The sequence below is a fragment of the Noviherbaspirillum aridicola genome (genome assembly GCF_019656455.1).
In the GTDB taxonomy this organism is placed as follows: Bacteria; Pseudomonadota; Gammaproteobacteria; order Burkholderiales; family Burkholderiaceae_D; genus Noviherbaspirillum; species Noviherbaspirillum aridicola.
Genome location: NZ_BPMK01000013.1, coordinates 78,946 through 103,159, shown reverse-complemented (window position 1 = coordinate 103,159; position 24,214 = coordinate 78,946). Strand labels below are relative to the sequence as shown.

Sequence of the window (24,214 nt, the reverse complement as noted above, 5' to 3'; positions counted from 1 at the left end):
TTGTTGTCTCCCTTATTTGCGGAACATCGCCAGCATGCGGCGCGTCACCGCGAAGCCGCCGAACATGTTGATCGTGGTGAGCACGATGCCGATCAGCGCCAGCCAGCGGATCCAGTCATCCGGCCTGTCGACGCCGCCGGCGATCGGCGGCGCCACCTGCACCAGCGCGCCGATGGCGATGATGCTGGAGATCGCATTGGTCACGCTCATGAGCGGCGTATGCAGCGACGGCGTGACATTCCACACCACCATGTAGCCGACGAAGCAGGCCAGCACGAATACCGTGAAATGGCCGAGGAAAGCCGCCGGCGCATAGGCGCCGATCACCCAGAACAGCAGCGCGGCGACACCGAACAGGACGGCGATCTTGCCGCCGGACGCGGGCGCTCCGCCCGCTCCGTGGCCGTGCGCCTTGGCCGGCGGCGCGGCGGGTTTGGCCGCGGGCGCGGCGGCCGGGGCGGCCGACAGCTTGGGCGGCGGCGGCGGCCAGGTGATGCTGCCCTCCTTGATCACGGTGGCACCGCGAATCACCTCGTCGTCCATGTTGACGTTGATCTGTCCGTCCTTGTTCTTGCACAGCTCTTCCGTCAGGCGCAGCAGGTTGGTCGCGTACAGCGTCGACGACTGCTTGGACAGTCGGCTGGGCAGGTCGGCGTAACCGATGATGGTGACGCCGTGGCGCACCACGACTTCATTGGGCACCGTCAGTTCGCAGTTGCCGCCCTGCTCGGCGGCGAGGTCGACGATTACGCTGCCGGGCTTCATCGACTGCACCATCTCGGCGGTGATCAGCTTGGGCGCCGGCTTGCCGGGAATGAGCGCGGTCGTGATGATGATGTCGACTTCCCTGGCCTGCTTGGCGAAGGTCGCGCGCTGCGCCTGCTGGAAGCCTTCGCTCATCACCTTGGCGTAGCCGCCGACGCCGCTGCCCTCTTCCTTGTAGTCGACCGCGACGAACTCGCCGCCCATCGACTTGACCTGGTCGGCCACTTCCGGGCGGGTATCGTTGGCGCGCACGATCGCGCCGAGGCCCGATGCGGCGCCGATCGCGGCCAGCCCGGCGACGCCGGCACCGATCACGAACACCTTCGCCGGCGGCACCTTGCCCGCGGCCGTGATCTGGCCGGTGAAGAAGCGGCCGAAGTGGTGCGCGGCCTCGATCACCGCACGGTAGCCGGCGATATTGGCCATGGAGGAAAGCGCGTCCATCTTCTGGGCGCGCGACATGCGGGGCACGCTGTCCATAGCCAGCACCGTGACCTGGCGGGCGGCGAGCTGCTGCATGAGGTCGGGGTTCTGGGCGGGCCAGATGAAGCTCACGAGGGTGGTGCCGGGACGGATCAGCGCGACTTCCCCGGCGCCGGGCGCCCGCACCTTGAACACCATGTCGGCCTTGGCCCACAGCTCCGCGGCATTGGCGGCGATGGACGCGCCGGCCGCGCGATAGCTGTCGTCGTCGAAATTGGCGGCATCGCCGGCGCCCGACTCGACCGTCACCGAAAAGCCGAGCTTGATCAGCTTTTCGACAACGTCGGGCACGGTGGCCACCCGCCTCTCGCCCGGGTAGACCTCCCGGGGTACCCCGATCTTCAGTGGCATGAAATTCCCCTTCTCTTTGTTGGTTATGCGTTGTGCCGACAGGGTGCGCCGCCGACGCTGGGCGTCGCGACGATACGGCGGGCCGGGCATGGCCGCCGAAACTGGCAATTCTTACATTGATCTTACACGGAAAACAAAAATTAGCACAACCGTTCGTTTTTCTCAAAACCAAGGATGGCGCCGGCGGGAAGCCGTTCCGCGCCTTCCCCGGGCAGGCAAAACCGCTCGTTGTGCGAAATCAATGAGCGTCGCGGCGCGCGGCGGATGATGCCTGCTTTCAACACAGGCCGGAGGCATCGCTCCGGCATGCAAGGTAAAATGTCGCCCTCTTTAAGGAACACCATGTCTGAAGTCTGGAAGCCATCCGTCACTGTCGCCGCCATCATCGAGAAGGACGGCCGTTTCCTGCTGGTCGAGGAAGAGACCAGCGACGGCATTCGCCTCAACCAGCCGGCCGGACATCTCGATCCCAACGAGACGCTGATCGAGGCGGTGGCGCGCGAAACCCAGGAAGAGGCAGCCTATGAATTCTCGCCGACCGCGCTGGTCGGCCTCTACATGTCCACCTATCTGTCCTCGCGCACCAACAAGGAAGTGACCTATCTTCGCTTTGCCTTCTGCGGCGAACTCGGCCGCGCGCTCGACCAGCCTCTCGACGAAGGCATCCTGCGCACCGTCTGGATGACGCGCGAGGAAATGCTCGCCTGCGAGGAACGTCACCGCAGCCCGCTGGTGCTGCGTTGCGTGGACGACTATCTCGCCGGGCGGCGCGCTCCGCTGTCGATGATCTATACCCATTCGAGCGTAATCGGAGCGCAGCGTGACTAAGAAGCGTGTCGTGATCGGCATGTCGGGCGGCGTGGACTCCTCGGTCTCGGCCTGGCTGCTGAAAGAGCAGGGTTATGAAGTCATCGGCCTGTTCATGAAGAACTGGGAAGACGACGACGACTCCGAATACTGCTCCACCCGGCAGGACTGGATCGATGCGGCGAGCGTGGCCGACGTGGTGGGAGTGGACATCGAGGCGGTCAACTTCGCCGCCGAATACAAGGACCGCGTGTTCGCCGAATTCCTGCGCGAATACCAGGCCGGACGCACGCCCAATCCCGACGTGCTGTGCAATGCCGAGATCAAGTTCAAGGCCTTTCTCGACCATGCGATGCAGCTCGGCGCCGACCTCATCGCGACAGGGCATTACGCCCGCGTGCGGCAGGCGGCGAACGGCCGCTTCGAGCTGCTCAAGGCGCTCGACGCCAGCAAGGATCAGAGCTACTTCCTGCACCGGCTGAACCAGGCCCAGCTCTCGAAAACCCTGTTCCCGCTCGGTGAAATCCCGAAGACCGAGGTGCGCAGGATCGCCGAAAAGATCGGCCTGCCCAACGCGCGCAAGAAGGACTCCACCGGCATCTGCTTCATCGGCGAACGCCCGTTCCGCGAATTCCTCAACCGCTACCTGTCCTACCGCCCCGGCCCCATGAAAACGCCCGAGGGCGACGTGGTCGGCGAACACGTCGGCCTGAGCTTCTACACGCTGGGCCAGCGCAAGGGCATCGGCATCGGCGGTCTCAAGTCCTACCAGAACGCCCAGGGCAGCAGCGACGCCTGGTACGTGGCGCGCAAGGACGTTGCCAGCAACACGCTGTATGTCGTGCAGGGCCACGATCATCCCTGGCTGCTGTCGCACCGGCTGCATGCCGGCCAGGCGAGCTGGATAGCGGGCGAGCCGCCGGCCGCCGGCGATCTCTTCGCGAAGACGCGCTACCGCCAGGCGGATACGCGCTGCATCCTCTCCGACGCTGCCCCCCAGACGTTCGCGCTCGCCTTTCCCGACGCCCAGTGGGCGGTCACGCCCGGCCAGTCGGCCGTGATCTACGACGGCGAGGTCTGCCTGGGCGGCGGCATCATCGATACCGCGCAGGCCTGAGCCCGCGGCCGGACCGTCGTGCCCCGGCGGCCTATCCTGCTGCCTCTCTTCGTTTCAGGAACTGCCCCCTGGCCCTGGCCGTTCCCGCCACCCCGGGCCGGTCCGGGAAACCGCCCTGGCTTCGCACTGACACCGCTCCCGCCCGGCGTCGCGCCCCCTCCTTGTCTTCCCTGTCGGCTCACGGCCGCCCCCTTCCTCCTCTTCGCATCCCCCAAAAATGGCGCCGGGAAAACCGGGCGTGAGCATTTGCGACACCCGATAAAAACTTCTTGCGCCGGCGATCAACTTCGTCAATAATCTAAATAAGAATGGTTCGCATTTACAAGGAGAAGCAATGAATCTCGATACGCCAGCGAAGCATCACGATGTGGACGCACGAAGCCAGGCACAGTCGGTTCGCCTGAAAAGCGAAGACCTGTTCCAGCAGCGGCGCGAGATCGAGATCGAGCACCAGGGCAGGATCTACCGCCTGCGCGTCACCCAGCTGAACAAGCTGATTCTTACCGCCTGATACCGCACCGCGAGCAGGATCGATCAACCGCCAGCCGATGCCAACGGTCGCAGCCAGCAGAACAGCACTGAAAGGAAATGTGATGGCCACTGACACCATCGACGCCGCCGTGTACGAACCCGCGGCAAGGACGCAGCCCGAACTGCTGCTGTCCGCCGTGCTGCATCTGATGTCGCATTACACGGCCAACAACCGGGAAAACCAGTCCTGCGCCCGCCTGGCGTCCGTGATCGAAAGGCACCTGAAGGCCCTCGCCGAGCTGCCGGAGCTGGCGCCGGTACTGCAGGCCACCTGCCAGCAACTGTCGGAGCAATGGGCGGGGCTCGTGGACCGCACGATGCGGCCCGAGCAGCGCCCCAACCTGTTCCTGCGCCTGATAGCCGGCGGACGTTCCGACTGAACCCGCTCTAACCGACTGAATACCGAATACCGAAAATGATCGTTTGCGTTTGCCACAATGTCTCCGACCGAAAAATCCGCCAGGCTGTCAGCGAAGGCGTGACCACCATGCCGCAGTTGCGCGAACAGCTACAGGTCGGCACCTGCTGTGGCAAATGCCACTCCTGCGCGAAGACGGTGCTGCGCGAATCCCTGGAAGAAGGCGCGCGCGAACCGCAACCCGCATTCTTCCAGCCCGCGTTTGCCGCCGCCTGACGACCCGCACTCCCCCCGCCTCCCCCACCTGCCTCCCCGGCCCGGGCGGGCAGGTGCGAACGATTCTCGCTAACGAAACGCAGCCTGTCGGCTGAATAACTTCCGCCTCTGCGCTATCATGCGTGTTACGACTCCGATAACACACCGCAGAGGCATACATGAAGGGTGATCCGAACATTATCCGGCTGCTCAATGCGCAGCTCACCAACGAACTTACCGCGATCAACCAGTACTTCCTGCATGCCCGGATGTACAAGCACTGGGGTCTCGAGAGACTGGGAAAGAAGGAATACGACGAATCGATCGGCGAGATGAAGCACGCCGACCGCCTGATCGACCGCATCCTGATGCTCGACGGGCTGCCCAATCTGCAGGCGCTGCACAAGCTGATGATCGGCGAGAATACGCAGGAAATGCTGGAATGCGACCTGAAGCTGGAACAGGCGGCGCAGCAGACGATCAAGGATGGCATCGCCGCCTGCGAGGCCGCGCATGACTATGTGTCGCGCGAGCTGCTGGTCGAGATTCTCGACGACACCGAGGAACACATCGAATGGCTGGAGACCCAGCTCGACCTGATCAACAAGATCGGCATCCAGAATTACCTGCAGTCCCAGATGGACGAGTGATTGCAGGGAGCGGACGACAAAAAAGGCAGCCTCGGCTGCCTTTTTTATTGGTTCGGCCGCGCTTACTGGGGCACGGTATCCTTGAACGACTGCCGCTCCGAGAGCTTATCGAACAGCTTGGCGAGATTCTGATAATCGGCGCGCCAGTCGATCTCGGGGAAGCGGAACGACATCCACCCGAGCGCGCAGCCGACCGCGACATCGGCGAGCGTGTAATGGGTACCGCAGCAATACGGGGTGTCCTTGAGGCCGGCGGCCATCGCCTTGAGGCCGGCGTGCACCTTGCTCATCTGGCGCTCGACCCACTCATCGCTCTGCTGCGCTTCGGGCCGCAGCGTGCGCTCCAGCCGCACCAGGATTGCCGCGTCGACGACGCCGTCGGCCAGCGCTTCCCAGCACTTGACTTCGGCGCGCTCGCGCCCGTTCGGCGGGATCAGCTTGCACACAGGGGTCAGGGTATCGAGATATTCGACGATCACGCGCGAATCGAACATCGCGCCGCCGTCTTCCATCACCAGGCAGGGCACCTTCCCGAGCGGGTTGGATTGCTGAATGCGGGTATCCGGTGCCCAGACGTTTTCAAGAATCAGCTCGTAGTCGAGCTTTTTCTCCGCCATGACGACACGGACTTTGCGAACATAGGGGCTGGTCAGGGAGCCGACGAGTTTCATAGATGGGTATGGTATGAATTGATTGCGATTATAACATTGAGGAAGGTCAGTCTATTCGATACGTCCGGCGCGGCGGCGGGGCGGGATTCCGGCCGGAGGCGCAATGGTAGAATGGCGGGCTCTTCGCACCGGCGGACACTGCGCGCCGATGCCTGGTTTTCACCCTTGCGCTCCTACTGACATGCCGATCTCCACTCTCTCCGCCCTCTCCCCGCTGGACGGCCGCTACGCCGCCAAGACCGACAAGCTGCGCCCCATCCTTTCGGAAGCCGGCTTCATGCACCACCGCGTGAAAGTGGAAATCGCGTGGCTGCAGGCGCTGGCCGGCGCCGGCTTCGACGAGATCAAGCCGTTCTCGCCCGCCGCCACCGCGCTGCTCGACAAACTCGCCAACGAATTCTCCGAGGCCGACGCCGAGCGCATCAAGGCCATCGAGGCGGTCACCAATCATGACGTGAAGGCGGTCGAGTACTGGCTCAAGGAAAAGGTGAAGGATGTGCCGGAGCTGGTGGCGGCGTCGGAGTTCATCCATTTCGCCTGCACCTCGGAAGACATCAACAACACCTCGCACGGCATGATGCTCAAGGCCGCGCGCGATACCGTGCTGCTGCCGTCGCTGCAGGCGGTGATCGCCAGGCTGACCGAACTCGCGCATGAACACGCGGCGCTGCCGATGCTGTCCCGCACCCATGGCCAGCCGGCCAGCCCGACCACGCTCGGCAAGGAAATCGCCAACGTCGTGGCGCGCCTGCGTCGCGCGCAGCAGCGCATCGCCGGCGTCGAGATCCTCGGCAAGATGAACGGCGCGGTCGGCAACTACAACGCGCATCTGTCGGCCTACCCCGGCTTCGACTGGGAAGCGTTTTCCCGCAGGGTGATCGAGGAGCGCCTGGGGCTGGTGTTCAATCCCTACACCATCCAGATCGAGCCGCACGACTACATGGCCGAGCTGTTCGACGCCGTCGCGCGTGCCAACACCATCCTGCTCGACCTGAACCGCGACATCTGGGGCTACATCTCGCTCGGCTACTTCAAGCAGCGCACCAAGGCGGGCGAGATCGGATCGTCGACCATGCCGCACAAGGTCAATCCGATCGATTTCGAGAACTCGGAAGGAAATCTCGGCCTCGCCAATGCGGTGCTCAAGCACCTCGCCGAAAAGCTGCCGGTCTCGCGCTGGCAGCGGGACCTGACCGACTCCACGGTGCTGCGCAATATCGGCGTCGCCTTCGGCTATGCGGTGCTGGCGTATGACAGCTGCCTGCGCGGGCTGAACAAGCTGGAAGTCAATCCGCAGCGGCTGGCCGAAGACCTGGACGCGACCTGGGAAGTGCTGGCCGAGCCGGTGCAGACGGTGATGCGCCGCTACGGCGTCGAAAACCCGTACGAGCAGCTCAAGGAGCTCACCCGTGGCAAGGGCATTTCCCGGGAAGGCCTGCAGGAGTTCATCAACGGTCTCTCGATTCCGCAGACCGCCAAGGACCAGCTGCTGGCCATGACCCCTGCCAACTACATCGGTCGCGCGGAAAAGCTGGCGCGGGAAATCTGATCTTCGGAGCAACTTTTCTTTCTTGCTTGTAGAATGCGCAAGCGGCGGGCCGGCCGGCCCGCCTTGCTTTCCGTACTCCACCAGCAAAGGAAACCGTATGAAGCGCATCCTAGCCAGCATTGCACTGACCACTCTCGCAGCCGTTCCGTTTGCCGCCCAGGCCCAGTTCGCCAAGGTGGAAGACGCGGTGAAGTACCGCCAGTCGGTGTTTTCCGTGATGGGCACGCACATGGGCCGCGTCGGCGCGGTCGTCAAGGGCGAGCGTCCCTACGACAAGGCGGCGGTGGAAGCCGATGCGGCCATCATCGAGACGATGAGCAAGCTGCCCTGGAATGCCTTCCCGCAGGGTTCGGAGCAGAATTCCAAGGCCAAGCCGGAAATCTGGAAAGAACAGGACAAGTTCAAGGCCGGCGCCGAGAAGCTGCAGGCGGAGTCGGCCAAGCTGTCCGCCGCCGCGAAGTCGGGCGACCTGAACGCGATCAAGGCCGCGTTCGGCGCGGTCGGCCAGTCCTGCAAGGCTTGCCACGACAACTACCGCAACAAGTAATGCGCGACGCGCGATGAAAAAACGCCCGGCTTGCCGGGCGTTTTGCTTTGGACGCCTACATGTAGGCCTTGGGCGGCAGCGTCACGAGGTACCAGACGAAGCCGGCGCTCGCGGCCAGCAGCAGCGCGGCGAGCAGGCGCATGCCCCAGGAGTCGTTGGCGGCGGGTGCCTCGGCATCCACCTCCTGGTCGCCGGTGATCATCGCGCGCACGAGATTGCGGCGCCGGACGATGCGGTAGTACAGGATCGCCAGCACATGCAGGCCGACCAGCACATAGATCAGCAGCGCGCCGACTTCCGTGTGCAGCCAGGTGATCTGGTCGGACACTTCCTTGCTGATGAACTTCGCCAGCGGCCCTTCCGACGCGATGTCGTCGTTGGCGAACATGCCGCCGGCGGCCTGCATCAGCAGTACGCCAAGCAACGCGAACACCGACAGTGCGCCGAGCGGATTGTGGCCGACGTCGTGCCGACCGCGTCCGCGCAGGTAGCCGACGATCGATGACGGACCGTACACGAAGCTGGCGAAGCGCGCGTAGCGGCTGCCGACGAATCCCCATAGCACCCTGAACAGCAGCAGCGCCAGCACCGCATAGCCGGCGCGGAAATGCCATTCCATCGCATTGCCGCCGATGTTCTGCGTGACCACCGCGACAATGATCAGCACCGCCAGCGTCCAATGGAAAAGACGCAGCGGCAGGTCCCATACGCGCACTTTCTTCATGCCTTGCCCCCTTCAGAACGAATCGCGAAAGTGTAGCCGAAAAAAAAGCCAGCCCGCAGGCTGGCTCGTGGACCCGGCGCGGGTCAGACGACTGCGCCGTCGGTCTCGCTTTTTTCCTTGACCGGCTTGATCAGGTCTTCGCGCTTGACGCCCAGCCACATCGCGACGGCAGCGGCGACGAACACCGATGAATAGATGCCGAACAGGATGCCGATGGTCAGTGCGACCGAGAAGTAGTGCAGCGTGGCGCCGCCGAACACCAGCATCGACAGCACCATGATCTGGGTGGAACCGTGGGTGATGATGGTGCGCGAGATGGTGCTGGTGATCGCGTGGTTCATCACGTCGGCGGTGTCCATCTTGCCGAAGCGCCGGTCGCGGAAGGTCTCGCGCACGCGGTCGAAGATGACCACCGATTCATTGACCGAGTAGCCCAGGATCGCCAGCACGGCGGCCAGCACCGTCAGCGAGAATTCCCACTGGAAGAAGGCGAAGAAGCCGAGGATGATCACCACGTCGTGCAGGTTGGCGATGATGGCCGCCACCGCGAATTTCCACTCGAAGCGGAAAGCGAGATAGATCACGATGCCGATGATCACCATGCCCAGCGCCATCAGGCCGTCGTGCGTGAGTTCGTCGCCCACCTGCGGGCCGACGAATTCCACCCGCTGCAGGCGCACGCTGTCGTCCTGGGCCTTGAGCGCGCCCATCACCTTTTCGCTCTGCTGGGCCGAGCTCACGTCCTTGCGCGCCGGGAGGCGGATCATGACGTCCTGCGCGGTGCCGAAGCTCTGCACCTGGGTATCGGTGTAGCCGAGGCCCTCGATGCTGCGCCGCATGCCCTCCAGGTCGGCCGGCTTGCTGTAGGTGACTTCCATCACGGTGCCGCCGGTGAACTCGATCGACAGGTGCAGTCCCTTGTAGAACAGGAAGAATACGGCTGCGACAAACGTAAGCACCGAAATCGCATTGAAGATCAATGCGTGGCGCATGAAGGGAATGTCCCTCTTGATTCGGAAAAGCTCCATCTCTGTCCTTTCAGTGCGGCCCGCTCAGGCGCGGGCCGCCAGATAGCTTGATGCCCTGGTGCCGGTGCGGCTCAGGCGTTCGGTTTCCAGACCTGGCCGATCGAGATCTTCTGCAGTTTCTTCTTGCGGCCGTACCAGAGGTTGGCGATGCCGCGCGAGACGAAGACCGAGGAGAAGATCGAGGTCAGGATGCCGAGGCAGTGCACCACCGCGAAGCCGCGGATGGCGCCGGAACCGAAGATCAGCAGCGCCAGGCCGGCGATCATCGTGGTCACGTTGGAGTCGAGAATCGTGGCCCAGGCGCGGTCGAAGCCGGCCGCGATCGCGGCCTGCGGCGAATTCCCGGCGCGCAGTTCTTCCCGTATCCGCTCGTTGATCAGCACGTTGGCGTCGATCGCCATGCCGAGCGTGAAGGCGATCGCCGCCATGCCGGGCAGCGTCAGCGTCGCCTGCATCGTCGACAGCACCGCGATCAGCAGCAGCAGGTTGACCGCCAGCGCGAACACGCTGAAGAAGCCGAACAGGTGGTAGTAGATGACCATGAAGATGGCGATCGCCGCGAAGCCGTACAGCGTCGAGTTGAAGCCCTTCTGGATGTTCTCGGCGCCGAGCTGCGGGCCGATGGTGCGTTCCTCGATGATTTCCATCGGCGCGGCGAGCGAGCCGGCGCGCAGCAGCAGCGCCAGGTCGTTGGCGGCTTCCGAGGAACCCATGCCGGTGATCTGGAAGCGCGAGCCCAGCTCGTCCTGGATGGTCGCCACCGTCAGCACCTCGCCCTTGTTCTTCTCGAACAGGACGATGGCCATCAGCTTGCCGATCTTGTTGCGGGTCGCTTCCCGCATGCGGCGGCCGCCGTCGCCGTTGAGGTCGATGCTGACCGAGGGCTGCTGGTTCTGGTCGAAGCTGGCGGCGGCGCTGGAGATGTATTCGCCGGTGATGATCGGGTCCTTGTAGAGCACCACCGGGGCGCCCTTGCCGACCTTGAACAGTTCCGAGCCGAAGGGCACGGCGCCGGACAGCTCGGTGCCCCGCGCCACGCTTTCGTCGACCATGCGCACTTCCAGCGTGGCGGTACGGCCGATGATGTCCTTGGCGCGCGAGACGTCCTGCACGCCGGGCAGCTGCACCACGATGCGGTCGGCGCCCTGGCGCTGGATCACCGGTTCGGCCACGCCGAGCTCGTTGACCCGCTTGGACAGGGTGCTGATGTTCTGCTGCACCGCCTGCTCGACGGTGGTCTTGAGCGTCTCCGGCTTGTAGCTGGCAACCAGCTTGAGATCGCTGCCGACCGCGGTTTCCTGCAGGTTGAGGTCGCCGAACTGCTCGCCGATGATGCTGCGCGCGCGGCTCAGGGTCTCGGCGTCGCGGAACAGGACTTCGACGGTGTCGCCGCTGCGGTTGATGCCGGCATGGCGCACGTTCTTGTCGCGCAGCGTCGTGCGCAGGCCGGTCTGCAGGCCCTGCAGGCGCTTGTTGAGCACGCCCTTGGTGTCGACCTGCATCAGGAAGTGCACGCCGCCGCGCAGGTCGAGGCCGAGGTACATCGGCAGCGCGCCGATGCTCTGCAGCCATTGCGGAGTATTGGGCATCAGGTTGAAGGCGACCATGTAGGTCGGATCGGCCGGATCGGCGTTGAGCTCCTTCTCGAGCAGCGCCTTGGCCTTGAACTGGGCGTCGGTGCTGCCGAAGCGGGCGCGCACCGAACCCTGGTTGCCGCTGAGGTCATAGCTCACGCTCTCGGGCGGGACACTGCCCTTGTTCAGCACTTCCTGCACCCGGTCCATGGTGCGGGGATCGACCTTGACCGTGGCCTTGGCGCTGCTGACCTGCACCGCCGGCGATTCGCCGAAGAAGTTGGGCACCGTGTACAGCACGCCGAACAGGAGCGCGACGACGATCAGTATGTATTTCCAGACGGGATAGCGATTCATGGCTTTCAACCTGATGTTGGAGGCGGACGGTCCGGGATGCCGTCCGTCGGGGAGCGTGCCGCGCTCCCGTGCCGCTTACAGCGACTTGATCGTGCCCTTCGGCAAAAGCGTGGTGACGGCGACCTTTTGCACCACGATCTCGGTGCCGTCGGCGATTTCCAGCGTCACGTAGGCATCGCTCACCTTGCTGACCTTGCCGAGCACGCCGCCGGCGGTGACCACTTCATCGCCCTTGGCGAGTGCTTCCATCATGGCCTTGTGTTCCTTCTGACGCTTCATCTGCGGACGAATCATCAGGAAGTACAGCACGACGAACATCAGGATGATGGGCATGAAGCTCATGAAACCGGCTTCGGCGCCACCGGCCGCGGTCTGTGCATAGGCGTTGGAAATGAACACTTTTTATATCTCCGTTGAGGGTGGTTTTGACTAACCCGGCATTCTAGCATCCGGTTCAAAGATGCTAGACCCCGCGCGCCCGGTCGGCGTGGAAGCGGGCCACGAAGGCCTGGAAGCGGTCGTCGTCGATCGCCGCCCGCATCTCGCGCATCAGCTGCAGGTAGTAATGCAGGTTGTGGATGGTGTTCAAACGGGCGCCGAGGATCTCGCCGGCCTTGTGCAGATGATAAAGATAGGCGCGGGAGAAGTTGCGACATGTATAACAGTCGCAGCTCTCATCCAGCGGTTTATCCTCATCCTTGTAGCGGGAATTCTTGATCTTGAGGTCGCCGAAACGGGTAAACAGCCAGCCGTTGCGCGCGTTCCGGGTCGGCATCACGCAGTCGAACATGTCGACGCCGGCGGCCACGCCCGCGACCAGGTCTTCCGGCGTGCCGACGCCCATCAGGTAGTGCGGCTTGTCGGCCGGCAGGCGCGGGCCGACGTGTTCCAGAACCCGCATCATGTCTTCCTTGGGCTCGCCGACCGAGAGGCCGCCGATCGCATAGCCTTCGAAGCCGATTTCCTGCAGGCCGGCCAGGGATTCGTCGCGCAGGTTTTCATACATGCCGCCCTGGACGATGCCGAACAGCGCGTTCGGGTTGCCGCCCTGGTCGAATTCATTGCGCGAGCGCTTCGCCCAGCGCAGCGACATGCGCATCGACTTGCCGGCTTCGTCCTCGGTAGCCGGGCGGCCATCGATTTCGTACGGCGTGCACTCGTCGAACTGCATGACGATGTCGGAGTTGAGCACCTTCTGGATCTGCATCGAGATCTCGGGCGACAGGAACAGTTTGTCGCCGTTGACCGGGGACGCGAACTTCACGCCCTCCTCGGTGATCTTGCGCATCGCGCCGAGCGAAAACACCTGGAAACCGCCGGAGTCGGTCAGGATGGGCTTGTCCCAGCCGATGAAGCGGTGCAGGCCCTCGAACTTGCCGACCACGTCGAGGCCGGGGCGCAGCCAGAGATGGAAGGTATTGCCGAGAATGATCTGGGCATCGATTTCCTTGAGTTCCAGCGGCGACATCGCCTTGACGGATCCATAAGTCCCGACCGGCATGAAGATCGGAGTCTCGACCACGCCGTGGTTGAGGGTGAGGCGGCCGCGGCGGGCGCGGCCGTCGGTCTTGAGCAGTTTGAAGTTGAGCATCAGTCTTTTCGGGTCAGGAGCATGGCGTCGCCATAGCTGAAAAAGCGGTAGCGCTGCGCGATCGCATGGGCGTAGGCGGCGCGGATTTCATCGTAGCCGGCGAAGGCCGACACCAGCATCAGCAGCGTGGACTTCGGCAGATGGAAGTTGGTGACCAGCCGGTCCACGGTCTTGAAGCGATAGCCGGGCGTGATGAACAGCGCGGTGTCGGCGCTGCCGGCGACCAGGGCGCCGGACTGCGAGGCGGACTCCAGCGCGCGCATGCTGGTGGTGCCCACCGCCACCACCCTGCCGCCGGCGGCTTTGGTCGCCTGCACGGCGGCCACGGTTTCGGGCGGCATGGTGTACCACTCGCTGTGCATCTTGTGCTCGGCCAGGTTCTCGCTGCGCACCGGCTGGAACGTGCCGGCGCCGACGTGCAGCGTGACATAGGCGAAGCCGACGCCGCGCGCGCGCAGGCGCTCCAGCAGCGGCTGGTCGAAATGCAGACCGGCGGTGGGCGCGGCGACGGCGCCGGGCTGCTTCGCATAGACGGTCTGGTAACGCTGTTCGTCGAACTCGTCGGCCGCATGCTCGATGTAGGGCGGCAGCGGCAGCCGGCCATGGGCCTCGATCAGGTCGAACACGTCCTCCGGGAAGTGCAGCGTGAAGAACTCGCCGGCGCGTTCGCCCACGGTGACGTCGAAGGCGTCGGCGAGGCGGATGCGGGTGCCGGCGTGCGGCGATTTCGAGGCGCGCACCTGCGCGTGGACGGTGCGGTTGTCGAGCACGCGCTCGACCAGCACCTCGACCTTGCCGCCGGTCTCCTTGGCGCCGAAGAAGCGCGCCTTGAGCACGCGGGTGTCGTTGAACACCAGCAGATCGCCCGGCTGCAGCAGGTCGACGATGTCGCCGAAGGCACGGTCGCGCGGCGTCATGCCGTCCACGTGCAGCAGGCGGGAGGCGCTGCGTTCGGCCAGCGGCGTCTGCGCGATCAGCTCGGGCGGCAGATCGAAATCGAAATCGGAAAGCGTGTACGAATGGCTGGACATACGGGAAGCGGCAGGAAGAACAACGGTAACAACGGAACGCGTGCAACGCATTTCCGCGTTGGCAGGATTGCCATACAATGGCAGGCACGTCCGGACGGCGCCGCCGTCATCAACAAAACCCGCTATTTTACGCCCTGCCGCGCGAATACTCATGCCCGTTGCCAAGCGCACGTCCGCAGCTCCCGCCAAGTCCAAAGCCGAAATCGCGCGTACCAAGCTGGCCCGCATGGGACTGCGCACGGACATGGACCTGGTGCTGCACCTGCCGCTGCGCTACGAGGACGAGACGCAGATCGTTCCGATCCGCGAAGCCGGCTTCATGGCCGGCAGCCCGGCCCAGGTCGAGGGCATCGTCGCCACCTCCGAAGTCCAGTATCGCCCGCGCCGCCAGATGGTGGTGACCCTGCGCGACGACTCGGGCGAGCTGGTGATGCGTTTCCTGAATTTCTACGGCAGCCAGCTCAAGCAGCTCGAGCCCGGCACCCGGGTGCGGGCGCGCGGAGAAGTCCGCCACGGCTTCTTCGGTGCCGAGATGGTCCATCCGACTTACAAGGTCGTCAACGAAGGCGCGCCGCTGCCGCAGTCGCTGACCCCGGTCTATCCGGCCGGCGAAGGCCTGTCGCAGGCCTACCTGCGCACCGCGATCAACAATGCGATGAGCCGCGTCGACTGGCGCGACACGCTGCCCCCGCCCATGCTGCAGGCGCTGCGGCTGCAGCCCTTCGAAGCCTCGGTGCGGCTGCTGCACAACCCGCCGCCGGATGTCAGCGAGGCGGCGCTGATGGACCGCTCGCATCCCGCCTGGACGCGGATGAAATTCGACGAGCTGCTGGCGCAGCAGCTGTCGCTCAAGCGCGCCCAGGCCGCGCGGCGGGCGAAAGGCGCCACGCCGCTCGGCGTCACCGGCGCGCTGTCGCGCGACTTTCTCGCGCAGCTGCCGTTTGCGCTGACCGGCGCCCAGCAGCGCGTGCTGGAGGAAATCCGCGCCGACCTGCGGCAGCCCTATCCGATGCAGCGCCTGCTGCAGGGCGACGTCGGCAGCGGCAAGACGGTGGTGGCGGCGCTGGCCGCGGCGCAGGCGATCGACAGCGGCTGCCAGGCGGCGCTGATGGCGCCGACCGAAATCCTGGCCGAACAGCATTTCCGCAAGATCGCGCAGTGGATGGAACCGCTCGGCGTGCGCGTGGCCTGGCTCACCGGCAGCCTCAAAAAGAAGGAAAAGGAAGCCGCGCAGGCGCTGGTGGAGTCCGGCGAGGCGCGGCTGGTGATCGGCACCCATGCGCTGATCCAGGAGGGCGTGGAATTCGACCGGCTCGGGCTGGTGATCGTCGACGAACAGCACCGCTTCGGCGTCGGCCAGCGGCTGGCGCTGCGCAACAAGGGGCTGGAACAGGCGGCGCAGACCGTGCCGCATCAGCTGATGATGTCGGCCACGCCGATTCCGCGCACGCTGGCGATGACTTATTACGCCGACCTGGAAGTGTCGGTCATCGACGAGCTGCCGCCCGGGCGCACGCCGATCGTCACCCGCACCATCGACCAGAACCGGCGCGAGCAGGTGATCGAGCGGGTGCATGCGGCGGTGCTGGAAGGCCGCCAGGCTTACTGGGTATGTCCGCTGATCGAGGAATCGGAAGCGCTGCAACTGCAGACCGCCACCGACACCCATGCCGCGCTGCAGGAAGCCCTGCCCGACCTGCGCGTCGGCCTGGTGCACGGCCGCATGAAGCCGGCGGAAAAACAGCTGGTGATGGACGGGTTCATCCGCAACGACATCCATGTGCTGGTCGCCACTACCGTGATCGAGGTTGGCGTCGATGTACCGAATGCCTCGCTGATGGTCATCGAGCACGCCGAGCGTTTCGGCCTGTCGCAGCTGCACCAGTTGCGCGGGCGGGTCGGACGCGGCTCGGCCGCCAGCGTCTGCCTGCTGCTCTACCAGAGCCCGCTCGGGATGACCGCCAAGCAGCGGCTGATGACGATGCGGGAAACCACCGACGGTTTCGAGATCGCCCGGCGCGACCTGGAAATCCGCGGCCCCGGCGAATTCCTCGGCGCCCGGCAATCGGGCCAGGCGATGCTGCGCTTCGCCGATCTGGAAACCGACCAGTGGCTGGTGGACCAGGCGCGCGATGTCGCGCAGAAACTGCTGCACGAAGCGCCGGCCATCGTCGACGCCCATCTCGCGCGCTGGCTCGGCGGCCGGGAAGAATTCCTGAAGGCATAAGCCGCGACAAGGCTGGCAAGCGTCGAATCATAGACCTATACTATGAAGCCTGAGACCCAGATAGCCGCACCAGCCCTGCGCGGCCAGCCATCATGACACTCACCGAACTCAAGTACATCGTCGCCGTCGCCCGCGAAAAGCACTTCGGGCATGCGGCGGAAGCCTGCTTCGTGGCGCAGCCGACGCTGTCGGTGGCGATCAAGAAACTCGAGGATGAACTCGGCGTGAGCATTTTCGAGCGCGGCGGATCGGAAGTCTCGGTCACGCCGATCGGCGCGCAGATCGTGGCGCAGGCCGAGCGGGTGCTGGAACAGACCGCCGCCATCAAGGAAATCGCCAAGCAGAACAAGGACCCGCTCGCCGGTCCGCTGCGGCTCGGCGTGATTTACACCGTCGCCCCCTACCTGCTGCCGCCGCTGGTCAAGACCATGATCGAGCGGGTGCCGCAGATGCCGCTGGTGCTGCAGGAAAACTTCACCGCGCGGCTGATCGAACTGCTGCGCCAGGGCGAACTCGACGCCGCGATCATGGCCCTGCCCTTCCCCGAACAGGGCCTGTCGGTGGCGCCGCTGTACGACGAACCCTTCGTCGTCGCCCTGCCGAAGAACCATCCGTGGGCCAGCCGCAAGGCGATCGACGCCGAAGAACTGAAGTCGGAAACCATGCTCCTGCTCGGCAACGGCCACTGCTTCCGCGACCAGGTGCTGGAAGTCTGCCCCGAGATGGCGCGCTACTCCACCTCCGGCGACGGCATCGCCCGCACCTTCGAGGGTTCGTCGCTGGAGACCATCCGCCACATGGTCGCCTCCGGCATCGGCATCACGGTCCTGCCCTGCGCCTCGGTCCCGGAAAGCGAGCAGCCCGACAGCATGCTGCGCTACATCCCCTTCACGGCCCCCGGTCCTTCCAGGCGGGTAGTCATCGCCTGGCGCAAAAGCTTTACCAGAGCCGCCGCCATCCACGCCGTGAGAGAAGCCGTCCTCTCCTGCGACCTGAACGGCGTCACCATGCTGCCCGACGAAACGGAAGCCGCGGCCTGACCACCGTTCTGACCTCTGTCCCCTGACCTCTGCCATGCGCCTAGCCCTGTACTTCCGCCTCGTCCGCCTCGACAAGCCGATCGGCATCCTGCTGTTGTTGTGGCCGACCCTGGCGGCGCTCTGGCTGGCGTCCGGCGGGCGCCCCGACTGGCGGCTGGTGCTGATCTTCACGCTGGGCACGGTGCTGATGCGCTCGGCCGGCTGCGCGATCAACGACTATGCCGACCGCGACTTCGACCGCCATGTGAAGCGCACCGCCGAGCGCCCGCTCACCAGCGGCAAGATCGCCGCATGGGAAGCGGTGATGGTGGCGGGCGTGCTGTCGCTGGTCGCCTTCCTGCTGATCCTGCCGCTCAATGCGCTGACCAAGCAGCTGTCGGTGGCGGCGCTGCTGATCGCGGGCAGCTATCCGTACTTCAAGCGCTTCTTCGCCATTCCGCAGGCCTATCTCGGCATTGCCTTCGGCTTCGGCATCCCGATGGCCTACGCCGCCGTGCAGGACAGCGTGCCGCCCGCCGCCTGGCTGCTGCTGGTGGCGAACATTTTCTGGGCGGTGGCCTACGACACCGAGTATGCGATGGTGGACCGCGACGACGACCTGAAGATCGGCATCAAGACCTCGGCCATCACCTTCGGCCGCTACGACGTGGCGGCGGTGATGCTTTGCTATGCGGTGACTTTCGCGATCGTGTTCCTGGTCGGCTGGCACTACGGATTGCGTACCTGGTTCGTGGCCGGACTGCTGGTGGCGGTCGCCTGCGCGGTCTATCACTACCGCCTCATCCGCGGGCGCGACCGCATGCAGTGCTTTGCCGCCTTCCGCCACAACAACTGGCTGGGCGCGGCGATCTTCGGCGGCATCGCTCTCGACTACGCGCTGCGCTAGCGCCCGCGCGGTTTTGACCGCACGCAAGATAGCCGGGTAACCCTTGCTTACACTCGACAGACGTACAGAAACCGGAGGCGGGCATGGAAGGAAGCAACGGGCAGGGCAGCGGCGGGCGCGAACACCTGCTGAACGACTTGAAGCTGGTGATCAGGGACGCGGCGCAACTGATGAACGGCGGTCTGCCGCCGGGCGAGGCGCGCGATGCCGCGTTCGCGCGTTTCGCCGCCACGCTCAGTGTCGCGCGCGACAGCCTGGCCGGGTCCGAGCAGCAGCTGCTGGATGCCGCACGCGACGCGGCCGACGCCGCCCAGCGTTATGTGCGGCTGCATCCATGGCAGTCGGTCGGCATCGGTGCGCTGGCCGGACTGGCACTCGGCTTGCTGCTCGGCCGCCGCTGATCATGAATCTCGCCGATTCCGCCACCCGCCTTGGCGCCTCGCTGCTGGCGATCCTGCAGACGCGGGTCGAGCTGGTCGCAGCCGAGGTGGAAGAAGAATCGCTGCGCTATTTTTCCTACCTGATGATGTCGCTGGCGGCACTGTTCTGCCTCGGCGTGGCCGTGGTGCTGTGCGCGATGCTGCTGCTGGTGCTGTTCTGGGACAGCTACCGGATACCGGTGCTGCTGTTTCTGATCCTGCTGTTCGGCGGCGCTGCCGCCTGGCTCGGCCTGAAACTGCGCCAGGCCTACCGTCTGAAGCCGCCCCTGCTCGCGCACACGATGATGGAACTGGCGCGCGACCGCGACACCCTGCGCCCCCAGCCATGAACGAACAACGCGCGCGCGAGGCCGAGATGCGCCGGCGGCAGCTGGTGGCGAAGATACATCTGCAGCGGGCGCAGTTTGGCGCGCAACTCGAACCGGTCGGGCGTGCAATGGAAACGGCGGATGCTGGGATACGGATCGTGCAGCGGGTTCGGCGCCATCCGGGATGGGTCGCGGGGCTGGCCGGGGTGGTTTTGCTTGGCGGGCTGGTGCCGGGGTTGCGGAGGCTGTTGGGGCGATAGTTGCGACGGGCGGTCGTCGAAGAGAGGGCGTGAGTGCTGGTTGCACCGCAGGCTGCGGCAGTTGTATCACCTCCGCTGAGCCGGCAGGGACGCCGGCACTACCCGGGCTGAGTCAGTAGTGCCGGCCTCCGTGCCGGCACCAGCGGCGTTCGTCCGAAGAGCTTTCAAGCAGATGTTGCGTGTCGGCGGCGGCGCTTGTATCACCTCCGCTGAGCCGGCAGGGACGCCGGCACTACCCGGGCTGGGTCGGTAGTGCCGGCCTCCGTGCCGGCACCAGCGGCGTTCGTCCGGAGAGCTTTCGAGCAGACATTGCGTGTCGGCTGCGGCGCTTGTATCACCTCCGCAGACATCAGCCGCGGCCGAACTCGTCGCCCATTTCCTTGCCGCGCGCGGCGGCGGCTTTCAGTGCCTTGACGATGGATTGCTTCACGCCGTCGCTTTCCATGCTGGTGAGTGCCGCGTAGGTCGTGCCGCCCTTGGACGTCACCCGCTCGCGCAGCAGCGACACCGGTTCGTCGGAATCGGCGGCGAGCTGGGCCGCGCCGACGAAGGTGGCGATCGCCAGCTCCACGCCCTGCTCCGCGCTCAGGCCCATTTCCTGCGCCGCCTGCTGCATCGCCTCGATGAAATAGAAGACATAGGCCGGACCGCTGCCGGAGACCGCGGTGACCGGATCGAGCAGCGCCTCGTCGCTGACCCACAGGGTCTTGCCGACCGCGCGCATCACCGCTTCGGCGGCGTCGCGCTGGGCCGGGCTGACGCCGGGCAGCGCGGCCATGCCGGTCATGCCCTTGCCGATCAGGGCCGGGGTGTTGGGCATGGTGCGGACGATGGCGCCATGGCCGCCGAGCATGCGCGACAGGTCCGACGCCCGCACGCCGGCGGCGACCGAGACGATCACCTGCGACCGCAGCCGGGGCTGGAGCGCGGCGACGACTTCCTTCATCTGTTGCGGTTTCACCGCCAGCACGACCATGTCGCAGGCGGCCACTACCTCGCCGATTGCGCCCGCGGTGCTGACGCCGAACTGCTGACTCAGCTTTTCCAGCGTCGCCGGGTTGGGATCGACCACGTGGATGTTGGCGCCCGCGGTGAGCTTGCCGGCCAGACCGCCGATCAGGGCGCCCGCCATGTTGCCGCCGCCGATGAAGGCGATCTTGAGTTCAGTCTGCATAATGTCTCTTTCCAAAAATGGCGGTGCCTATCCTGACGATGGTCGCACCCTCGGCGACCGCCGCCTCGAGGTCGCCGGACATGCCCATGGACAGGGTGTCGAGATCCAGGCCCTGCGCGCGCAGCGCATGCAGGTGTTCGCGCATCGCCCGCAGCGGCTCGCGCTGCGCGGCTTCGGTCGCGGCGGGTTCGGGGATGGCCATCAGGCCGCGCAAGCGCAGGCGCGGCAGGGTCGCGACCTGGGTGGCGAGTTCGGCAAGCTGCGCCGGCGCGACGCCGCTCTTGCTCGCCTCGCCGCTGATATTGACCTGCAGGCAGACGTTCAGCGGCGGCATGTGAGCTGGCCGCTGCTCGGCCAATCGCTGCGCGATCTTCAGGCGGTCGACCGAATGCACCCAGTCGAAATGCTCGGCGATCGGCCGCGTCTTGTTGCTTTGTATCGGGCCGATGAAATGCCATTCGAGCAAGAGATCCGGACGCAGCGATTTCACTGCGGCCATCTTGTCGAGCGCTTCCTGCAGATAGTTCTCGCCGAAGGCATGCTGGCCGGCCGCGGCGGCTTCGGCCACCGCCCCGGCATCGAAGGTCTTGGAAACCGCCAGCAGCAGGACCGCGTCCGGCGCGCGTCCCGCTGCCGTTGCGGCTGTGGCTATGCGGTCTCTGACGGCTTGCAAGTTGTGAGATATTGAGGACATAATCGTTTGCCTCAGGCAACATTTTTGCCGAATCTGGAATTATAAATGGACATCTCCGAACTGCTTGCCTTTGCCGTCAAAAACAAGGCCTCCGACCTGCACCTGTCCGCCGGCCTGCCGCCGATGATCCGCGTGCACGGCGACGTGCGGCGCATCAACCTGCCGCCGCTGGAGCACCGCGACGTGCACGGCATGGTCTATGACATCATGAACGACGGCCAGCGCAAGGCCTATGAAGAGATGCTGGAGTGCGACTTCTCGTTCGCGATCCCGGGCCTGGCGCGCTTCCGCGTCAATGCCTACAACCAGGACCGGGGCGCGGCGGCCGTGCTGCGTACGATTCCGTCCAAGGTGCTGACGCTGGAAGAACTGAACGCGCCGAAGATCTTCGCCGATCTCGCGCTCAAGCCGCGCGGCCTGGTGCTGGTCACCGGCCCCACGGGCTCGGGCAAGTCGACGACGCTGGCGGCGATGATCAACCATCTCAACGAGTCCGAGTACGGCCACATCCTCACGGTGGAGGACCCGATCGAGTTCGTGCATGAATCGAAGAAGTGCCTGATCAACCAGCGCGAAGTCGGTCCGCACACGCTGTCCTTCCAGAATGCGCTGCGCTCGGCGCTGCGGGAAGACCCGGACGCCATCCTGGTCGGCGAACTGCGCGACCTCGAAACCATCCGCCTGGCGCTGACCGCGGCCGAAACCGGCCACCTGGTGTTCGGCACCCTGCACACGTCCTCGGCGGCCAAGACCATCGACCGTATCGTCGACGTCTTCCCGGCGGAGGAAAAGGAAATGGTGCGGGCGATGCTGTCGGAGTCGCTGCAGGCGGTGATCTCGCAGACGCTGCTCAAGACCAAGGACGGCAGCGGCCGTGTCGCCGCGCATGAAATCATGCTCGGCACGCCGGCCATCCGCAACCTGATCCGGGAAGCGAAAGTGGCGCAGATGTATTCGGCGATCCAGACCGGCAGCAATGTCGGCATGCAGACCCTGGACCAGAACCTGACCGACCTGGTCCGCCGCAACGTCATCTCGCCGGCTGCCGCGCGCAGCGCGGCCAAGATCCCGGAAAACTTCGCCGGCTGAGTCGAGGGCGGGCCGCGTGCCCGCCTCGCGCCCCCATCCCCCATAAGAACCGAGGACCGCAATGGAACGCGACCAGGCTACCAAGTTCATGCACGACCTGCTGCGGCTGATGCTCAGCAAGAACGGCTCCGACCTTTTCATCACCGCCGATTTTCCGCCTGCCTTCAAGATCGACGGCAAGATGACGCCGGTCTCCAACCAGCCGCTGACCGCCACCCACACGGTGGAGCTGGCGCGGTCGATCATGAACGACAAGCAGGCGGCCGAGTTCGAGGCGACCAAGGAATGCAATTTCGCGATCAGCCCCGGCGGCCTCGGCCGTTTCCGGGTCTCGGCCTTCGTCCAGCAGGGCAAGGTCGGCATGGTGCTGCGGACCATCACCACCACCATCCCCAGGCTGGAAGACCTGGGCGTGCCCGAGGTGCTCAAGGACGTGGTGATGACCAAGCGCGGGCTGGTGATCATGGTCGGCGCGACCGGCTCGGGCAAGTCGACCACGCTGGCGGGCATGATCGGCTACCGCAATGAAAACAGCTACGGCCACATCATCACCATCGAAGACCCGGTCGAATACGTGCACCCGCACAAGAACTGCGTGATCACCCAGCGCGAGGTCGGGGTCGATACCGCCGACTGGTTCGCCGCGCTGAAGAACACGCTGCGCCAGGCGCCGGACGTGATCCTGATCGGCGAGATCCGGGACCGCGAGACGATGGACTACGCGGTGGCCTTCGCCGAAACCGGCCACCTGTGCCTGGCCACCATGCACGCCAACAGCGCCAACCAGGCGCTGGACCGCATCATCAACTTCTTCCCGGAAGAGCGGCGCGCGCAACTTTTGATGGATTTGTCGCTCAACCTCAAAGCCATGATTTCCCAGCGCCTGGTGCCGCTCAAGGACACCAAGGGCCGCTGCGCGGCGGTGGAGGTGATGCTCAATTCGCCGCTGGTCTCGGACCTGATCTTCAAGGGCGATGTGCACGAGATCAAGGAAATCATGAAGAAGTCGCGCGAACTCGGGATGCAGACCTTCGACCAGGCGCTGTTCGACCTGTATGAGGCCGGCAAGATTTCCTACGAGGACGCGCTGCGCAATGCGGACTCGGTCAACGACCTGCGCCTGGCGATCAAGCTCAACAGCAAGGAAGCCCAGGGCCGCGACCTGAGCAAGGGAACCGAACACCTGGGAATCGTCTGATGACGACTGTCTACGACTTCAGCCCGGCCGCGCTCGCGGGCACGCCGGTCGACCTGTCCGCGTTTCGCGGCAAGGTCCTGCTCATCGTGAACACCGCGAGCGAATGCGGCTTCACGCCGCAGTACAAGGGGCTGGAAGAGATGTATCGCCAGTATCGCCAGCGGGGGCTGGAAGTGCTCGGCTTTCCCTGCAATCAGTTCGGCAGGCAGGAACCGGGCACGGCGGACGAAATCGGCGCCTTTTGCGAAAAGAATTTCGGCGTCACTTTCCCGCTGTTCGCCAAGATCGAGGTCAACGGCGACGGCGCCGACCCACTGTACAAGTTTCTGAAGAAGGCCGCGCCGGGGCTGGCCGGCACCGAATCCATCAAGTGGAATTTCACCAAGTTCCTGGTGAAGAAGGATGGCACGGTGTACAAGCGCTACGCGCCGCAGACCGCGCCGAAGGACCTGGCGGCCGACATCGAGAAGCTGCTGGCCGAATGAAAAAACGGGCTCGCCAGGAGCCCG

At 65.1% G+C, this 24,214-nt stretch carries 27 protein-coding genes; 17 read left to right on the top strand and 10 right to left on the bottom strand.

Features of this window, described 5'->3' with window-relative positions:
- Positions 1-12: 12 nt before the first annotated feature.
- Positions 13-1,599, bottom strand: coding sequence for a Re/Si-specific NAD(P)(+) transhydrogenase subunit alpha (locus tag NCCP691_RS15155; protein ID WP_220809393.1), 1,587 nt, complete (start codon positions 1,597-1,599; stop codon positions 13-15).
- 342 nt (positions 1,600-1,941) lie between these two features.
- Here NCCP691_RS15155 and NCCP691_RS15150 point away from each other — a divergent pair, with 342 nt between their 5' ends.
- The 6 genes from NCCP691_RS15150 to bfr all read left to right on the top strand — a co-directional run bounded on the left by NCCP691_RS15150 (position 1,942) and on the right by bfr (position 5,317).
- Positions 1,942-2,427: an NUDIX hydrolase gene (locus tag NCCP691_RS15150; RefSeq protein WP_220809392.1), complete on the top strand. Its 486-nt coding sequence runs from the start codon at positions 1,942-1,944 to the stop codon at positions 2,425-2,427.
- Complete coding sequence (gene mnmA / locus NCCP691_RS15145; RefSeq protein ID WP_220809391.1) at positions 2,420-3,523, top strand: tRNA 2-thiouridine(34) synthase MnmA; 1,104 nt, start codon at positions 2,420-2,422, stop codon at positions 3,521-3,523. Before NCCP691_RS15150 ends, mnmA begins: the two co-directional genes overlap by 8 nt.
- 334 nt (positions 3,524-3,857) lie before the next feature.
- Positions 3,858-4,034: a hemin uptake protein HemP gene (gene hemP / locus NCCP691_RS15140; RefSeq protein WP_220809390.1), complete on the top strand. Its 177-nt coding sequence runs from the start codon at positions 3,858-3,860 to the stop codon at positions 4,032-4,034.
- Positions 4,035-4,116: 82 nt separating this feature from the next.
- Positions 4,117-4,434: a hypothetical protein gene (locus NCCP691_RS15135; RefSeq protein ID WP_220809389.1), complete on the top strand. Its 318-nt coding sequence runs from the start codon at positions 4,117-4,119 to the stop codon at positions 4,432-4,434.
- Positions 4,435-4,469: 35 nt separating this feature from the next.
- Positions 4,470-4,688, top strand: a complete 219-nt coding sequence (locus NCCP691_RS15130) for a (2Fe-2S)-binding protein (protein WP_220809388.1) — start codon at positions 4,470-4,472, stop codon at positions 4,686-4,688.
- A gap of 158 nt (positions 4,689-4,846) precedes the next feature.
- The gene (bfr, locus tag NCCP691_RS15125) at positions 4,847-5,317 is read left to right on the top strand and encodes a bacterioferritin (protein ID WP_220809387.1); all 471 of its coding nucleotides are present in this window, start codon (positions 4,847-4,849) and stop codon (positions 5,315-5,317) included.
- A gap of 62 nt (positions 5,318-5,379) precedes the next feature.
- On the opposite strand, the gene NCCP691_RS15120 is transcribed toward bfr, so the two are convergent.
- Complete coding sequence (locus NCCP691_RS15120; RefSeq protein WP_220809386.1) at positions 5,380-5,988, bottom strand: glutathione S-transferase C-terminal domain-containing protein; 609 nt, start codon at positions 5,986-5,988, stop codon at positions 5,380-5,382.
- A 181-nt stretch (positions 5,989-6,169) separates the two neighbouring features.
- Between NCCP691_RS15120 and purB the strand changes: the two genes are divergently transcribed.
- Positions 6,170-7,537 carry an adenylosuccinate lyase gene (gene purB, locus NCCP691_RS15115; RefSeq protein ID WP_220809385.1) on the top strand — a complete coding sequence of 456 codons (1,368 nt, stop codon included), beginning with the start codon at positions 6,170-6,172 and terminating at the stop codon, positions 7,535-7,537.
- A 97-nt stretch (positions 7,538-7,634) separates the two neighbouring features.
- Complete coding sequence (locus NCCP691_RS15110; RefSeq protein ID WP_220809384.1) at positions 7,635-8,084, top strand: c-type cytochrome; 450 nt, start codon at positions 7,635-7,637, stop codon at positions 8,082-8,084.
- Between the two features lie 55 nt (positions 8,085-8,139).
- On the opposite strand, the gene NCCP691_RS15105 is transcribed toward NCCP691_RS15110, so the two are convergent.
- The 6 genes from NCCP691_RS15105 to queA form a co-directional block, all read right to left on the bottom strand.
- Positions 8,140-8,808, bottom strand: coding sequence for a cytochrome b/b6 domain-containing protein (locus tag NCCP691_RS15105; RefSeq protein WP_220809383.1), 669 nt, complete (start codon positions 8,806-8,808; stop codon positions 8,140-8,142).
- Between the two features lie 83 nt (positions 8,809-8,891).
- On the bottom strand, positions 8,892-9,836 hold the full coding sequence (gene secF / locus NCCP691_RS15100; protein WP_220809382.1) for a protein translocase subunit SecF: 945 nt from the start codon (positions 9,834-9,836) through the stop codon (positions 8,892-8,894).
- 71 nt (positions 9,837-9,907) lie between these two features.
- Entirely contained in the window at positions 9,908-11,767 is a 1,860-nt protein-coding gene (gene secD / locus NCCP691_RS15095) for a protein translocase subunit SecD (RefSeq protein WP_220809381.1), read from the bottom strand.
- Positions 11,768-11,842: 75 nt separating this feature from the next.
- Positions 11,843-12,109: a preprotein translocase subunit YajC gene (yajC, locus tag NCCP691_RS15090; protein ID WP_238482457.1), complete on the bottom strand. Its 267-nt coding sequence runs from the start codon at positions 12,107-12,109 to the stop codon at positions 11,843-11,845.
- Between the two features lie 121 nt (positions 12,110-12,230).
- Complete coding sequence (gene tgt / locus NCCP691_RS15085) at positions 12,231-13,358, bottom strand: tRNA guanosine(34) transglycosylase Tgt (protein ID WP_220809379.1); 1,128 nt, start codon at positions 13,356-13,358, stop codon at positions 12,231-12,233.
- Positions 13,358-14,389 (bottom strand): tRNA preQ1(34) S-adenosylmethionine ribosyltransferase-isomerase QueA, encoded by a 1,032-nt coding sequence (gene queA, locus NCCP691_RS15080; protein WP_220809378.1) that lies wholly within the window; start codon positions 14,387-14,389, stop codon positions 13,358-13,360. Before queA ends, tgt begins: the two co-directional genes overlap by 1 nt.
- Positions 14,390-14,540: 151 nt before the next feature.
- Here queA and recG point away from each other — a divergent pair, with 151 nt between their 5' ends.
- From recG to NCCP691_RS15050, 6 genes are all read left to right on the top strand, one after another.
- Positions 14,541-16,616 (top strand): ATP-dependent DNA helicase RecG, encoded by a 2,076-nt coding sequence (gene recG, locus NCCP691_RS15075; RefSeq protein ID WP_220809377.1) that lies wholly within the window; start codon positions 14,541-14,543, stop codon positions 16,614-16,616.
- Positions 16,617-16,708: 92 nt separating this feature from the next.
- Positions 16,709-17,656: a hydrogen peroxide-inducible genes activator gene (locus NCCP691_RS15070; protein ID WP_220809376.1), complete on the top strand. Its 948-nt coding sequence runs from the start codon at positions 16,709-16,711 to the stop codon at positions 17,654-17,656.
- A gap of 34 nt (positions 17,657-17,690) precedes the next feature.
- The gene (gene ubiA, locus NCCP691_RS15065) at positions 17,691-18,542 is read left to right on the top strand and encodes a 4-hydroxybenzoate octaprenyltransferase (protein ID WP_220809375.1); all 852 of its coding nucleotides are present in this window, start codon (positions 17,691-17,693) and stop codon (positions 18,540-18,542) included.
- An 83-nt stretch (positions 18,543-18,625) separates the two neighbouring features.
- Positions 18,626-18,943 carry a glycine zipper domain-containing protein gene (locus NCCP691_RS15060; RefSeq protein ID WP_220809374.1) on the top strand — a complete coding sequence of 106 codons (318 nt, stop codon included), beginning with the start codon at positions 18,626-18,628 and terminating at the stop codon, positions 18,941-18,943.
- A gap of 2 nt (positions 18,944-18,945) precedes the next feature.
- Positions 18,946-19,311 (top strand): phage holin family protein, encoded by a 366-nt coding sequence (locus NCCP691_RS15055; RefSeq protein WP_220809373.1) that lies wholly within the window; start codon positions 18,946-18,948, stop codon positions 19,309-19,311.
- Positions 19,308-19,550 carry a YqjK family protein gene (locus NCCP691_RS15050; protein WP_220809372.1) on the top strand — a complete coding sequence of 81 codons (243 nt, stop codon included), beginning with the start codon at positions 19,308-19,310 and terminating at the stop codon, positions 19,548-19,550. Before NCCP691_RS15055 ends, NCCP691_RS15050 begins: the two co-directional genes overlap by 4 nt.
- A gap of 349 nt (positions 19,551-19,899) precedes the next feature.
- Here the strand turns inward: NCCP691_RS15050 and proC are convergent, their stop codons facing one another.
- Both proC and NCCP691_RS15040 read right to left on the bottom strand, forming a co-directional pair.
- On the bottom strand, positions 19,900-20,724 hold the full coding sequence (gene proC / locus NCCP691_RS15045) for a pyrroline-5-carboxylate reductase (protein WP_220809371.1): 825 nt from the start codon (positions 20,722-20,724) through the stop codon (positions 19,900-19,902).
- Entirely contained in the window at positions 20,714-21,418 is a 705-nt protein-coding gene (locus NCCP691_RS15040) for a YggS family pyridoxal phosphate-dependent enzyme (RefSeq protein WP_220809370.1), read from the bottom strand. The genes proC and NCCP691_RS15040 overlap by 11 nt, the downstream gene beginning before the upstream one ends.
- A 45-nt stretch (positions 21,419-21,463) precedes the next feature.
- On the opposite strand from NCCP691_RS15040, the gene NCCP691_RS15035 reads away from it, so the two are divergent.
- The 3 genes from NCCP691_RS15035 (at position 21,464) to NCCP691_RS15025 (ending at position 24,190) form a co-directional block, all read left to right on the top strand.
- Entirely contained in the window at positions 21,464-22,507 is a 1,044-nt protein-coding gene (locus tag NCCP691_RS15035) for a type IV pilus twitching motility protein PilT (RefSeq protein ID WP_220809369.1), read from the top strand.
- Positions 22,508-22,568: 61 nt separating this feature from the next.
- On the top strand, positions 22,569-23,705 hold the full coding sequence (locus tag NCCP691_RS15030) for a PilT/PilU family type 4a pilus ATPase (protein WP_220809368.1): 1,137 nt from the start codon (positions 22,569-22,571) through the stop codon (positions 23,703-23,705).
- Complete coding sequence (locus NCCP691_RS15025) at positions 23,705-24,190, top strand: glutathione peroxidase (protein WP_220809367.1); 486 nt, start codon at positions 23,705-23,707, stop codon at positions 24,188-24,190. The genes NCCP691_RS15030 and NCCP691_RS15025 overlap by 1 nt, the downstream gene beginning before the upstream one ends.
- Positions 24,191-24,214: the final 24 nt, after the last annotated feature.